At 61.6% G+C, this 14,689-nt stretch carries 9 protein-coding genes; 2 read left to right on the top strand and 7 right to left on the bottom strand.

Features of this window, described 5'->3' with window-relative positions; genetic code table 11:
- Window positions 1-3: 3 nt before the first annotated feature.
- Both mfd and FKV68_RS09365 read right to left on the bottom strand, forming a co-directional pair.
- Complete coding sequence (mfd, locus tag FKV68_RS09370; protein ID WP_180941209.1) at window positions 4-3,513, bottom strand: transcription-repair coupling factor; 3,510 nt, start codon at window positions 3,511-3,513, stop codon at window positions 4-6.
- Between the two features lie 9 nt (window positions 3,514-3,522).
- Window positions 3,523-3,828, bottom strand: a complete 306-nt coding sequence (locus tag FKV68_RS09365; RefSeq protein WP_180941208.1) for an FAD assembly factor SdhE — start codon at window positions 3,826-3,828, stop codon at window positions 3,523-3,525.
- Window positions 3,829-3,949: 121 nt separating this feature from the next.
- On the opposite strand from FKV68_RS09365, the gene recG reads away from it, so the two are divergent.
- Complete coding sequence (recG, locus tag FKV68_RS09360; RefSeq protein WP_180941207.1) at window positions 3,950-6,055, top strand: ATP-dependent DNA helicase RecG; 2,106 nt, start codon at window positions 3,950-3,952, stop codon at window positions 6,053-6,055.
- A gap of 9 nt (window positions 6,056-6,064) precedes the next feature.
- Here recG and FKV68_RS09355 read toward each other — a convergent pair whose 3' ends face one another.
- The 5 genes from FKV68_RS09355 to FKV68_RS09335 all read right to left on the bottom strand — a co-directional run bounded on the left by FKV68_RS09355 (window position 6,065) and on the right by FKV68_RS09335 (window position 12,407).
- A complete protein-coding gene (locus tag FKV68_RS09355) occupies window positions 6,065-6,757 on the bottom strand; it encodes a DUF502 domain-containing protein (protein WP_180941206.1) in 693 nt (230 codons plus the stop codon).
- Window positions 6,758-6,775: 18 nt separating this feature from the next.
- Window positions 6,776-7,273: a GNAT family N-acetyltransferase gene (locus FKV68_RS09350; RefSeq protein WP_180941205.1), complete on the bottom strand. Its 498-nt coding sequence runs from the start codon at window positions 7,271-7,273 to the stop codon at window positions 6,776-6,778.
- Window positions 7,270-9,096, bottom strand: a complete 1,827-nt coding sequence (gene glmS, locus FKV68_RS09345) for a glutamine--fructose-6-phosphate transaminase (isomerizing) (protein WP_180941204.1) — start codon at window positions 9,094-9,096, stop codon at window positions 7,270-7,272. Before glmS ends, FKV68_RS09350 begins: the two co-directional genes overlap by 4 nt.
- 142 nt (window positions 9,097-9,238) lie before the next feature.
- Complete coding sequence (gene glmU / locus FKV68_RS09340) at window positions 9,239-10,609, bottom strand: bifunctional UDP-N-acetylglucosamine diphosphorylase/glucosamine-1-phosphate N-acetyltransferase GlmU (protein WP_180941203.1); 1,371 nt, start codon at window positions 10,607-10,609, stop codon at window positions 9,239-9,241.
- Between the two features lie 151 nt (window positions 10,610-10,760).
- Window positions 10,761-12,407, bottom strand: coding sequence for a Na/Pi cotransporter family protein (locus FKV68_RS09335; protein WP_180941202.1), 1,647 nt, complete (start codon window positions 12,405-12,407; stop codon window positions 10,761-10,763).
- A 378-nt stretch (window positions 12,408-12,785) separates the two neighbouring features.
- Between FKV68_RS09335 and FKV68_RS09330 the strand changes: the two genes are divergently transcribed.
- Window positions 12,786-14,678: a peptidylprolyl isomerase gene (locus FKV68_RS09330; RefSeq protein ID WP_180941201.1), complete on the top strand. Its 1,893-nt coding sequence runs from the start codon at window positions 12,786-12,788 to the stop codon at window positions 14,676-14,678.
- Window positions 14,679-14,689 lie beyond the last annotated feature (11 nt).

Below are 14,689 nucleotides of genomic sequence, written 5' to 3'. Positions count from 1 at the left end.
CGTTTAGGCGGGCCTCGCGAGCCCGGCGAGCTGCGTCATCACCGTTGCTGCTCCCCAAAGTCTCTTCTCCGCCGTCGCAAGTTCGCGTTGGAAGAAGATGCTCTGGTCCGGGCGGATCTTCGCCACGGTTCCCTGTTTGGCGATATAACCGACGAGAGCGGCGGGGTTCGGAAACTCCTTGTTGCGGAACTGAACAACCACACCTTTCGGCCCGGCATCGAGCTTTTCGACATTTGCCGTGCGGCACAGCGACTTGATGTAGACGATCTTCAGGAGATGCTGAACCTCAGTCGGCAGCGGCCCGAAGCGATCGATCAGTTCCGCACCGAAACCGTCGATCTCCTTGAGGTCCGTCAACTCGCCAAGGCGGCGGTAGAGTCCGAGCCTCAGGTTCAGGTCCGGCACGTAGTCTTCCGGTATCATGACCGGCGTCCCGACCGATATCTGCGGCGACCAGCCGGTGTCGTGGATTTCCTCCTCGCCCTTGAGCTCGGCAACGGCCTCTTCCAACATTTGCTGGTAAAGCTCGAAGCCGACTTCCTTGATGTGGCCGGATTGTTCCTCGCCGAGCAGGTTGCCGGCGCCGCGGATATCGAGATCGTGGCTGGCGAGCTGAAAGCCGGCTCCCAGCGTGTCGAGCGATTGCAGGACTTTCAGGCGGCGCTCTGCCGGCCCTGTCAAAGTCTTGTTGACCGGCAAGGTGAAGAGTGCAAAGGCGCGGACCTTGGACCGGCCTACCCGGCCGCGAAGCTGGTAGAGCTGGGCGAGGCCGAACATGTCGGCGCGGTGCACGATCAGGGTATTGGCGGTTGGCACATCGAGGCCCGATTCGACGATCGTCGTCGAGAGAAGCACGTCGTAACGTCCTTCATAGAAAGCGTTCATGATGTCTTCGAGTTCGGTAGCCGGCATCTGTCCGTGCGCCACCGCGACCTTCAGTTCCGGAACATCGGATTTCAGAAAATCGTGGATCTCCGAAAGGTCGCTCAACCGCGGGCAGACATAAAAGCTCTGGCCGCCGCGATAATGCTCGCGCATCAGTGTCTCGCGGATCACCAGCGCGTCGAAGGGCGAGATGAAGGTGCGCACCGCCATGCGGTCGACCGGTGGCGTCGTAATCAACGACAATTCGCGGACGCCGGTCAAGGCAAGTTGCAGCGTGCGCGGAATAGGCGTCGCCGACAGGGTCAGCACATGCACGTCGGATTTCAGCTCCTTGAGCCGCTCCTTGTGTTTGACGCCGAAGTGCTGCTCTTCGTCGACGATCAACAGGCCGAGATTGGCAAACTTGACCGAGGAGCCGAGCAGCGCGTGCGTGCCGACGACGATGTCGGTCTTGCCGTCGGCCACTTCCTTCTTCGTCAACGCGAGGTCTTTCGAGCCGACGAGCCGCGAGGCCTGTTGGATGCGGACCGGCAGACCGCGGAACCGCTCACTGAACGTCCTGAAATGCTGTCGGGCAAGCAAAGTCGTCGGAACCACGACTGCGACCTGCACGCCATTCATTGCGGCGATGAACGCGGCACGCAGCGCTACCTCGGTCTTGCCGAAGCCGACATCACCGCAGACCAGGCGGTCCATCGGGCGACCGCTTCCAAGATCGTCGCGCACGGCGTCGATCGAGTTCATCTGGTCCTCGGTTTCATCGTAGGGGAAGCGCGCGGCGAACTCGTCATAGACCCCGTCCTGAGCGGCCAGAACAGGCGCGTGGCGCGTATGCCGTTCAGCAGCGATGCGGATCAGGCCTCCGGCCATATCGAGCAGCCGCTTCTTGAGCTTCGCCTTGCGCGCCTGCCACGCGACGCCACCGAGCTTGTCAAGGATTGCATCCGTGCCTTCGGAGCCATAACGCGACAGAAGCTCGATGTTCTCGACCGGCAGAAAGAGCTTGGCACCCTCCGCATAGACGAGTTCGAGACAATCGTGCGGGGCGCCGGCCGCCTCGATCGTGCGCAAGCCAACGAAACGGCCGATACCGTGCTCAGCGTGGACGACATAGCTGCCCTCGTCGAGGCCTGTCACCTCGGCGATGAAGTCGGCGCCGCGCTTGCGACGCTTCGATCGGCGCACCATTCGGTCGCCAAGGATGTCCTGCTCGCCGATGACCACGAGATCGCCAGTCTCGAATCCGGTTTCGAGGCTGAGGACGGCGGAGGCCGCCTCGCCCGGCTTCAGCGAGCGAACATCGGACAAAGCCTTGATAGGACGAATGTTTGCGAGCCCGTGCTCGGTGAGAACCTGCAAGAGGCGATCGAGCGATCCTTCCGTCCACCCCGAGATCACGACCTTCGCGCCCTGCGCTCGTCTTTCGGCGATGTGCTTCACGGCTTGATCGAAGACATTCGCGCGTTCGCCGTCACTCTCGACCTCACCCGCCGCCTTTGCCCAACGCAGTCCCTGACGCGCTTCGATGGCGACGACCTGTCGCGCTTCACCTTCATGCTCGTTAAATGGCGACAGGCGGACGGCGCTGCGTTCAGAGAGCATCGCGCCAAAACCCTTGGCGCTGAGGTAAAGCAGTTCCGGCGGCACCGGCTTGTAGGGTGTGCCTTGGGAGATCTGGCTCTTGCCCGGTGATGCCGAGGCAAGGCGGGCATCATAGTAATCGAGGATGAGCTTCGACCGCTCCGCCGCCGCTTCGCGCACCAGATGATCCGTGACGATGCGGAAACCGTCGAGATAATCGAAGACTGTCTCCAGGCCGTCATAGAAAAGCGGCAGCCAATGCTCCATGCCGGCGTAGCGGCGCCCTTCTGATACCGCCTGGTAGAGCGCGTCGTCCCGCGTCGCGGCACCGAAGAGTGACAAATATTGCTTGCGGAAATGGCTGATCGTTTCCGGCGTCAGCGACACTTCGCTCATCGGGTTGAGATCGAGTGAGCGCACCTGGCCGGTCGTGCGCTGGCTCGCCGGATCGAAGGAGCGGATCGTCTCAAGCGTGTCGCCGAAGAAATCCAGGCGCAACGGTTCGCCGCTGCCGGGCACATAAACATCGAGAATGCCACCTCGGACGGCGAACTCGCCGACCTCGCGCACAGTCGGCACGCGCTCGAAGCCGTTTCGCTCCAGCCGCGCCGCGATATCGTCCATCCGGACCTGGTTGCCCGGCCTCGCCGAAAAAGCGAGGCTCTCGATCACGTCCTGCGGCGAGATCTTCTGGAGGGCCGCGTTGACGGTGACCAGCACGATCGCCGCATGCGGTTTCGCCCGGTGCGCGATCAACGCGCTCAAGGCGGCCAGCCTCCGCGCGGAGGTGTCCGCACTCGGGGAAACACGGTCGTAGGGGAGGCAATCCCAGCCCGGCAGGGTGAGAACCGGAATGTCCGGGGCCACGAAGCCGAGAACCTGCTCAAGGTCCGCAATCCGCTGACCATCGGAAAGGATATAAGCGACGGGGCTCCCCGCTCGCGCCAACTCGGCAAGGATCAGGGCTTCGGCGCCGGACGGCACCGGGCCGATCGTTACCTCCCGTGTGGCAGAAAGGATCTTCTTCGGGTCAAGACCAGATATCATTGCTCAAATCTATTTCGTTTCCTGACGAAGCTTGTCGAAGTCGGGGCGATAAGCCGCGATCCGGCTGAACAAGGGCGTCGCATAACGCGCCGGCAGGGGCTGTTCGCCGGTGATCCATCGGACGAGATCGTTGTCCTCCTCGCGCATGATCGTTTCCAGTTCATCGAGTTCCGCATCCGACAGGCTCACCAACTCCGTTTCGGCGAATTGCCCAAGAATCAAATCCATCTCGCGAATGCCGCGATGCCAGGAGCGAAAGAGGATCCTGCGCCGACGTGGGTCGAGATCGGCGCTTGTGCGTGTGATGCCGGTCATGGAAATCCTTCCTGCCGCCCGCAGCCACGGTGGCGGGTTTTTAGTCATTGGGCTCTATAAACGCTGGAAGGCAGGTTGTCAGCCTTGCCAAAGCCGGAATTATCGTCGCAATTTCATCGTCATGCGCCCTGCCCTCCTCGACCCGCTGTTTTCGCCTCTCGACACGCTGCCCGGCATTGGCCCGAAAACCGGCGAGCTCTATGCACGTCTGCTTGGCCGCGAAACGATCGACGATTGCCGGGTGATCGATCTTGTCTTTCATGCGCCTCACTCGCTGATCGATCGGCGCCAGCAACCAGGCATCGCCCATGCGCCGCAAGGGGCGGTCGTCACCATCGCCGGCCGCGTCGACCGACACCAGCCGTCGCCGCGCGGCAGACCGAACGTACCCTACCGAGTGTTCCTACACGATGACACCGGCGAACTGGCGCTCACTTTCTTCCGCGTCAAGGGAAACTGGCTGGAAAAGACGCTGCCCGTCGACGAAACGGTTATCGTCAGCGGCAAGGTCGATTGGTTCAATGGCCGAGCGTCGATGGTGCATCCCGACTATATGGTGAGGGTCGCCGAGGCGGAAAATCTGCCGCTCGTCGAGCCGGTCTATGGGCTGACTGCAGGCCTCTCGCCGCGAACATTGCGGCGCTCCATCGAGGCGGCGGTGGCGCGAGTGCCGGATCTGCCCGAGTGGCTCGACGAGGCGCTGCTCCGTCAGCAGGGATTTCAAAGCGCAACGGAAAGTCTCCACCGCCTGCACGAACCCCGCGATGAAACCGATATCGATGCGCAGGCTCCCGCCCGGCGACGGCTCGCCTATGACGAATTTCTTGCCGGGCAGCTCTCGCTTTCGCTTGTGCGTCAACGGCTGCGCAAGGTCGCCGGAAGCCCCGTTCATCCGACCGGCAAATTGAGCCAGCCGGTTATCCGTGCGCTGCCTTTCTCGCTCACCGCGAGCCAGTCGGCCGCGATCGGCGACATACTTGCCGACATGTCCGGCAGCGATCGCATGCTGCGCCTGCTGCAGGGCGATGTCGGTTCCGGCAAGACGGCGGTGGCGCTGATGTCCATGCTTGCGGCGATCGAATCCGGCGGCCAGGCGGTGCTGATGGCGCCGACCGAGATCCTTGCCCGGCAGCATCATGCCACGCTTTCGAAAATGGCCGCGCCGGCCGGTATCGGGATCGACGTCCTGACCGGGCGCACGAAAGGCAAGGAGCGCGATGCGATCCTGGAACGGATTGCGTCCGGCGAAACGCAGATGGTGATCGGCACGCACGCTCTGTTCCAGGAGGCCGTGAACTATCATCAACTCGCGCTCGCCATCGTCGACGAACAGCATCGTTTCGGCGTTCACCAACGGCTGCGACTCACCGCCAAGGGCATTTCCCCACACATGCTCGTCATGACGGCGACACCTATTCCGCGCACGCTCGTGCTCGCCGCCTTCGGCGACATGGATGTCTCCAAGCTTACCGAGAAGCCAGCCGGGCGAAAGCCGATACAGACGGTGACCATTCCCACCGAGCGCACGGACGAGATCGTCGACAGGCTCGATGCGGCGCTCGGTCAAGGCAAGAAAGCCTACTGGATCTGCCCGCTGGTAGAGGAATCCGAAGAAAGCGACGTAATGTCCGCGGATGAGCGCTATCAAAGTCTTGTCCAGCGCTTCGGCAATGACGTCGGCCTCGTTCACGGCCGCATGTCCGGTCCGGACAAGGATGCCGTGATGCTTGCCTTCAAGAACGGCCAGATTCGTCTGCTCGTGGCGACAACGGTGGTGGAAGTCGGCGTGGATGTTCCCGATGCGACGATCATGGTGATCGAGCACGCCGAGCGTTTCGGTCTGGCGCAACTGCATCAGTTGAGAGGCCGCGTTGGCCGAGGTGATGAGGCATCGACCTGCATTCTCCTCTACAAGAGCCCGCTCAGCGAGGCAGGACGCGCGCGTCTTTCCATTCTACGCGAGACGGAGGACGGCTTCCTGATTGCCGAGGAAGATCTGAAATTGCGCGGTGAAGGCGAGCTTCTTGGAACGCGCCAGTCCGGCACTCCCGGTTTCCGTATCGCAAGCCTCGAGGCGCACGGAGACCTGCTGGAGATCGCCCGCAGGGATGCGGCCTATGTCATAGAGCGCGATCCTGAGCTCACGTCCGAGCGTGGTGAAGCGCTGCGCACGCTCCTCTATCTCCACCGCCGCGACGAGGCGATCCGTTTTCTGCGCGCCGGTTAGCGCCAAGTTCTAGGCTGTCTTCTGATGGGGTATGGATCGCGGAGGCGCGTTGGCGAGCGGCTTATAATCGGGGGCAACAAGGCCGCCTGAGATGAGGAGTTTGGCTGCGTCCTCGGCGCTCATCTGAAGCGGTATGATTTTATCGCGCGGCACGAACAGCAGGAAGCCAGCAGTCGGGATCGGCGTGGGCGGAAGGAAAACCGTGACCATGTCCATGCCCCGTTCATCGAATTTCGCGGCGATTTCACCCTTGACGTCTGTCGCGATGAAGACCAGCGACCAGAGGCCTGGACTCGGATACTCGATCAGCCCTGCCCTCTTGAAGGACGAAGACTGTTCCTGGAGAACGGTCTGGAAAATCTGCTTCAGCGATTTGTAAATCGTGCGGACAAGTGGCGTCCTGTTGAGGAGCGACTCGCCGAAAGAGACGATCGACCGTCCCACGAGATTGGCCGTCATGAATCCGACGAGTGTTATGACGATCACGGCAACGAGGAGGCCGAAACCGGGTATGGCCACCGGCGAATACGTGTCCGGGTTGTAAAAGTTCGGTAGGTAAGGTTTGACCCAGCTGTCCGCCCATTCGATAAAGGAGCGCACCAGCCAGACCGTGATCGCCACGGGTGCGCAGATGATAAGCCCGGTCAGGAAATAATTGCGCAGCCGGGTCGCTATGATGCCGCTTTTGGAGCCTTCCGTCATGCCGTTGCCATCAATTCGTCACATCGGCCCAAAGGCCGGATGATAGGCGACATTGCCGGAAACCGTCGTCTTCGACAAGGCCAGAACTAGAAAATATTGCGGCGCACAACCCGGAAAAACAAGGGTGGCTTCATGTCGAAAGCCGAACTTCTGGTAAAACTCCGGCTCGCCAACGACGACGCAGCCCGACGCACCGGATTTCCTTAACATACCAAGTCCCTGGCGGATGAGCGCGCTGCCCACGCCGCGTCCTTGCCTGTCTGGCCGCACCGAAACGGGACCAAGGCCATACCACCCGGCGGCGGAGGGATTAATCGTGACCGGCGAGAAAGCGACGTGCGCGATCACCTCGCCCGCGTCTTCCGCAACAAGCGACAGGGCAAGCGCGCCGGCGGCGCGCAGGCGCTCGATAATGAGCGGTTCCGTCTGGTCACTGTGTGGATGACCGGCAAAGGCGGCCGCGGTCACGTCGCGGATAGCCCCGTGATCGTCGCTCCGCTCCGGCCGGATGATCATTCGACCGTTACCGACTTGGCCAGGTTACGCGGCTGATCGACATCGGTGCCCATGAACACGGCCGTATGATAGGCAAGAAGCTGGATCGGCAGCGCGAAGATCATCGGCGCGATGATCTCGTCGACGTTCGGCAACACGATGGTATGCATCGTGTCGAGCTTCGACGCCGCAGCCCCCGCCTCGTCCGTGATAAGAATGATCCGCCCGCCACGAGCGGCGACCTCCTGCATGTTCGAGACCGTCTTGTCGAAGAAACGGTCATGCGGCGCTATGACGATGACAGGCATGTTCTCGTCGATCAACGCGATCGGGCCATGCTTCAGTTCGCCAGCGGCATAGCCTTCCGCATGGATGTAGGAAATCTCCTTGAGCTTCAGCGCGCCTTCCATCGCTAGCGGGAAGCTGGTGCCGCGGCCGAGGTAGAGCACGTCGCGGCACTTCGATAATTCGCGCGACAGGAACTCGATCTTCGGCTGGATGCTGTTCAACACCTGGCCCATGATGCGCGGCATCTCGGCAAGGCTTTTCACCAACGCCTGTTCTTCCTGCTCGCTAACCGTGCCTCTGGCTCTGCCCGCCCCGATAGCGAGCGCGGCGAGCACGGCAAGCTGGCAGGTGAAGGCCTTGGTCGATGCGACGCCGATCTCGGGACCGGCGAGGATCGGGAAGACCGCGTCGGACTCCCGCGCGATTGTCGATTCGCGGGTATTAACGACGGCACCGATCTTCAGGCCGTGTTCCTTGCAATATCGGAGCGATGCCAGCGTATCGGCCGTTTCGCCCGACTGCGAAATGAAGAGAGCGGCCGATTGCGCCGAGAGCGGGATCTCGCGATAGCGGAACTCCGAGGCAACATCGATTTCGACCGGCAGACGCGCGTAACGCTCGAACCAATACTTGCCGATCAGCCCGGCGAGATAGGCGGTACCGCAGGCGGAAAGTGCAAGACTGGGCACTTTGGAGAAATCGATGTCATCGGAAACAGCCGTCACACGGTTTTCGATGAAGTTGATGTAGTGGCCGAGCGCGTGGGAGATGACCTCCGGCTGCTCGTAGATTTCCTTCTCCATGAAATGGCGATGATTGCCCTTGTCGACCATATAGGCCGCAGCCGTCGAAAGCTGACGCGGGCGCGCCACGGCGTTGCCGTCGATGTCGAAGACGTGCGCGCCGCTCTTGCCGATAACAGCCCAGTCGCCATCGATCAGATAAGTGATTTCATTGGTAAAGGGCGCCAGGGCAATCGCATCCGACCCAAGGAACATTTCGCCGTCGCCGTGGCCGATCGCGAGCGGCGGCCCGTTTCGTGCCGCCATGATCGTCGACGGATCGTCTTCGAAGAGTACGGCAAGCGCATAGGCTCCGGTGACGCGCTTCAGCATCGCATGCATCGCTTCCCGGCGCCCCATCCCGTCCCGATGGTACTTCGCCAGGAGGTGCGCCACGACTTCCGTATCCGTGTCGGTGCGGAACTCGGCGCCTGACTCCGCGAGTTCATCCTTCAATTCCGCGAAGTTCTCGATAATGCCGTTGTGGACCACGGCAACGCCGTCGGTGAAATGGGGGTGCGCATTGCGTTCCGTCGGTGCGCCATGCGTTGCCCAGCGCGTGTGGGCAATGCCGATCCTGCCCGCCAACGGCTCCTCTTTCAGCTTCGCTTCGAGATTGAACAGCTTCCCCTCGGCACGGCGGCGCTTCAACCGGCCTCCGTCGATGGTTGCGACGCCGGCCGAATCATAACCGCGATATTCGAGCCGCTTCAGCGCATCGACCAACCGCTCCGATACCGGCTGACTACCCACGATGCCTACAATACCGCACATATCCCTCTCCGCGTTCTCTTCGCGCCTGTCACAGCGCAGTCATCACCCAGGCGATGCTTGCCGCCTTTGGGCCTTGGTAGCGAAATTGCCGCGCGAGGCAATCCGGTTCGTTTTCACTTTCAATTTCAGTATTTAACGAGGTCTATTCGGCGGTCTTCGCCTTCTTCTTCGCGGCCTTCTCCGCTTCGTGGCGCTCACGCAGGACCCGCGCCCTGCCCGGCTTGACCTCCTGGCGCGCGCGCCCGAAGGCGACTGCGTCGGCGGGAACGTCCTCGGTAATGACGCTGCCGGACGCGACAAGCGCGCCATCGCCGATCGTGACGGGAGCCACAAGCGACGAGTTGGAGCCGACGAAGGCATTCTCGCCGATGCGGGTCACGTGTTTGTTCACCCCGTCGTAGTTGCAGGTGATGGTTCCCGCTCCGATGTTCGATCCGGCACCGACGAACGCGTCGCCGATATAGGTCAGATGGTTGACCTTGGCGCCGGCACCGATTTCAGCCTTCTTCACCTCGCAGAAATTGCCGACCTTCGATTTCGGGCCGAGATCGGCGCCGGGACGAAGTCGTGCGAACGGCCCGACAGTGGCGCCCGCGCGGACAAGTGCGCCCTCGATATGCGAGAAGGCATGGATAATCGCCCCGCTCTCCACGCTGACGCCAAGCCCGAACACGACGCTCGGTTCCACCAGGACATCTTGGGCAAGCTCGGTATCCCAGGAAAGGAATACCGTTTCCGGCGCGATCATCGACACGCCTGAGAGCATCAGTTCTTGCCGCCGGCGCTGCTGCCAGAGACGCTCGATATAGGCGAGTTCCGCCCTTGTGTTGCAGCCCGTCAATTCCTCCTCGGGCGCTTCGACAGCCACCGCCCTCCCCCCGACGGCGCGGACGATCTCAACGAGATCGGTCAGATAGTATTCGCCCTTGACGTTGGCATTGCCAATACGCCCGAGAAGATCGAGGGCCTTGCGGCCGTTGATTGCCATCACCCCGCCATTGCAATAGGTGATCCGACGCTCGGCTTCGGAAGCATCCTTGTGCTCCCGGATCGCGACCAGCACCCCGTCCTCGACGATCAGGCGCCCGTAACCGGTCGGGTCGGCGGCCTCGAATCCGATGACAACCACGTCGTTGCCTTCGGCGAGGCCCTGGCGCGCTGCCTTCAGCGGATCTGCCGTGATGAGCGGTGTGTCACCGAAGACAACCAGAATGTCGTCATAACCTCTGGCGATGGCCTCGCGAGCCGCAAGCACAGCATGCCCAGTACCTAGCCGTTCCTTTTGAAGAAACGAGGCGACAGTAACGCCGGCTTTCTGGGCAGCGGCAGAAACGGCCTCGGCATCGCGGCCAACGACGAGGGCGACATCCGAGATCGAGGCGCTGGCGAGCGCGTCGACGACATGGGCGATCATGGGCCTTCCCGCCACAGGGTGCAGCACCTTCGATACGGACGATTTCATCCGCGTGCTCTCGCCAGCCGCCAGCATGATCGCCAGGCACGTCCGTTCCATTCGCATTTCTCCTTGGTATTAGCTGCAGGCGGAATGCCCTATCGCCTGACTCGACCGTGTTCTTATAGGCAAGATATTGCGAGAAACACAATTCTCACAATCACGTCGCGTAACCCCGGTTAAAACCTGACGAACGTCGCCGGACGCGAACTCAAGCCTCCGGGCGCAGCCTGCTTTCCGTCAAGAGACCGCTTTCTTCGAGAATGGGGTAGGCGACGGACGCTATGTGAGCGTTGATGCGCTTAAGGTCCCTCAACATGTCGAGGTGGAGCGAACTCGTCTGCACGCTCTCGAGCAGGCCGTCGCGTAGGCGCTCGAGATGCCGCTCTGCCGAGCGTTTTTCCATGTGGCGGACATCGACCTTAACCTCGACCAGGTGGCGAGCGAGGTCCGCATTGCGGCTAACAAAGATCGTCTGAGCGATGCGCAGGTTGTCGATCGTCAGGTTGAACAGGCTTTTCAGCTCCTGATAGCCGTCTTCGGAAAACTTCAATCCGTTGGTTACCTTCTTGCCGATCTGCTCGCAGAGGCCTTTTTCGATGATGTCGCCCATGTGCTCGAGATTGATCGCATAGTCGATGACGACGATCGAGCGGCGACCGTCCTCGGGACCTAGTCCGTCGCGCCCGAGCCGGGACAGAAATATCTTCACCTCCTGCTGGAGGAGATCGACCTGCTTTTCCATTCTACCGATGTCGTGCAGCTCACCGAGATCGTTGTTGTTGAAGGCGTTCGATGCGCGTGTCAGCATCGCTTCAACCAGATCGCCGACACGCAATACTTCGCGCGTCGCCCCGGAAAGTGCCATCACGGGCGTGTCGAGCATCGCTTCATCGAGATAACGCGGCCCCGTCTCACCAGCTTCCTCGTCGGGAACGAAGCGGCTCATCAGCTGCGCGAGCAATCCTGCGAACGGCCAGGAGACGATCGCGACGACGAGATTGAAGACAAGATGGACGTCGACCGGCAGGTTCTGTCTCGGCAACGGCAGATGCTGCAGCCACTCCGCACCGATCCCTGCGATCGGAAGCGCAATGAGGCAGCCCATTCCGCGCACGGCAAGGTTGCCGAGCGTGACGCGGCGCGCGGGCGGTGCCGAACCGAGCGTGGCGATAACCGGCGGAATCGCTCCCCCGAGATTGGCGCCAAGCACCAACGCGACGGTCAGTCCGGCGGAAAGCACCCCGGCAGAAGAGAGGGAAAGTACAAGCATCACGGTCGCCAGACTGGATGAGGACGCGAAGGCGATGCCCGCCGAGATGATCAGGGCAACCGGCCAGGCGCTGTCGAGCATGCCGAGAAACGCCGCGAGCGCGCGGGATTCGCGCATCGGTTCCGTTGCGGCGGAAAGCAGGTCGAGCGACAGCAGCATCAAACCGATGCCGACGAGCGCGAAGCCTGCACCCTGACGCGCACTCGACCGGCTCATCCGGTGCACAACGACGCCAGCGAGAATGATTGCCGGCGACAGCCAACCGATCCCGGTAGCAACGATCCAAGCCGTCATCGCCGTGCCCACGTTGGCACCGAGAAGCACGATCTGCGCCATCCGCGCGCGTACCAGCCCCTTCTCCACGAAGGACGCCGTCATCAAGGCCGTGGCCGTCGAACTCTGCAATGCAAGGGTCGCGATAAGGCCGGTAACAAACGAACGAACCGCGCCGCTCGTTCCCTGTGCGAGACCGGTGCGCAGCCTCGATCCGAATGCACGCGTGACGCCATCCTTGACGAGCGACAGGCCGAACAAAAGCAGCGCCACCGCTCCGAACAGATTGACCATCACGATCATTGACTGCATGGCGTGATTTCCCGTACGGCCACTGGAATTAAAGTAGTTTACCTCATTATCGAGCGCAGGATCCCCGTTTCGTCGCTACGCGATGTGCGCTCGCAACTGACAATTTTGCAGAACGATTTCTATTGCCGGCTAACGAATCCGACATCAACTTGCTCGTTCGCGACCGATCCTGCTGGGGCTCCGTGATTTTCCGGAGGGCGAGCACATCGCCGCACGCTGTGCGCCGGAAGGTCGCGGTGAAGGAATGAATGCCGGCGGCCCGAGCGACGGTGTCGCAATTTGCCCGCAAAGCGCCCTTCAATTCCTGTTTGGTTTGTTCTAAGGAACGAATTCGTTTTTGGCGTGACGCCACCGTACTGCAACAAGGTTTCTGCCCCTATGCTCGAATCGCTCAGAAAAGCTTCCCAGACATGGATCGTTAAAGGCCTGATGGCCATTCTCGTCATGTCGTTCATGGTATGGGGCGGTCAGACGCTGATGGTGGCGAGCACTCCCAACGCTGTGGTGACGGTCGGTGACGTCAAGGTCTCTCCGAGCGACTTTCGTCTGGCATACGAGCGCCAGCTGAGCCTGCTTTCAAGGCAGCTCGGGACGCCGCTGACACGCCAGCAGGCCCGTGCCTTTGGCATCGAGTCTCAGGTTTATTCTCAGTTGGTCGCCGGTGCCGCCCTCGATCAACTCGCTCTGGATATGAACCTCGGGCTTTCAGAGGATCGGCTCGCGAAGCTCATTGGCGAGGATCCGGCGTTTCACAGTGTCAACGGCCAGTTCGACCGGCTGACCTTCTCGAGCGTTTTGCGCAACGCGGGCTTGAGTGAGCAAGACTACATCAACAACCGCAGCCAGGTTGCGGTACGGTCGCAGATCGTCGATGCGCTGTCCGACGGATACACGCCTCCTAAAGTACTTACCGACGCCGTTGGCAAGTATCGCCACGAAAAGCGCTCGATCGACTACCTGCTGCTATCGAATGCGAATATCGATGCGGTCAAGGCGCCGGCCGACGACGTGCTTGCGCCCTGGTTCGAGAGCCACAAGGCGAACTATCGCGCTCCCGAATATCGCAAGTTCAGCTACATAAAGTTGGAACCGGAAGACCTGATCTCGACCGAGACCGTGTCCGAGGAGGAGTTGCGCGCCGACTACGAGAAACGCAAGGAGACTTTCCGCTCGGCGGCAATGAGAACCGTCGAACAGCTCGCCTTCCCGTCGCGTGAGGCGGCAGACGCCGCGGCAACCAAGCTCTCCGCCGGCACCTCCTTCGACGACCTGGTCAAGGCCGAAGGCAAGACTGCCGCGGACGTTCTCCTCGGCGAATTCACCAAGGAGCGCATGCCCGACGCCAAGATCGCCGATGCCGCCTTCGCCGTTCCGGCAGAGGGTGGCGTTACACCGGTCGTCCAAGGCACGTTCGGCCCGGTCATCCTGCGCGTAACCAACATCAAGCCGGAAGCCACACGCAGCTTCGACGAAGTGAAGGATGAACTGCGGAAGGAAATCGCCCTCTCAGCCGCGCGCGAAGAGGTCGTCAGCCTTCACGATCGGATCGAGGACGAGCGCGCCGCCGGCGCGACTGTCAAGCAGGTCGCCGATCAGATGAAACTGAAACTCGTCACGATCGATGCGATCGACGCCACGGGCAAGGACCAGAATGGTGACGAGGTCCAGGGAATTCCGGAGGCGCGCGCGCTTCTTCAGGAAGTCTTCAAGGCCGAAGTGGGCCTGGACACGCTCTCCGTCAACATTGGTCGCGACGGCTCTGCCTGGTTCGATCTCGAAGAGATCATCCCCGCCCGTGACCGCACGCTGGATGAAGTTCGCGATGAGGTGGCGGCAGACTGGACTGCCGAACAACAGCGGGCCGCCCTTGCCACCAAGGCGGCCGAACTCAAGCAGCGCATCGAGAAGGGTGCAAAGCTTGCCGACATAGCGAGTGAACTTGGCCTGGTCGTCGAAACGAAAACTGGCCTGACCCGCTCGACCGAAGATGCTGCGTTAAGCCCAGCCGCAGTCGCAGCGGCCTTTGGCGGCGCCAGCGGGCATGTTGCCAACGCGCCGGGCATTGGCGGAGAAGGGCAAATCCTCGTTCAGGTAACGGCTGTCGACGACAGCGACCCGGCGAACGTCCTCGACAACGACAGCCGTCAAATCGAAGCCATCGCGCGCGCAAGCGGGGACGACATCCTTGATCAGATGGTCTCCACCCTGCAGACGGCTTACGGTGTAGCGATCAACCAGACACTCGCCGAAACCGCATTGGCGCAGCGCTGACAGGTATAAAA

The organism is Sinorhizobium mexicanum (genome assembly GCF_013488225.1).
Taxonomy (GTDB): domain Bacteria; phylum Pseudomonadota; class Alphaproteobacteria; order Rhizobiales; family Rhizobiaceae; genus Sinorhizobium; species Sinorhizobium mexicanum.
This window is presented reverse-complemented; position numbering and strand designations above follow the sequence as displayed.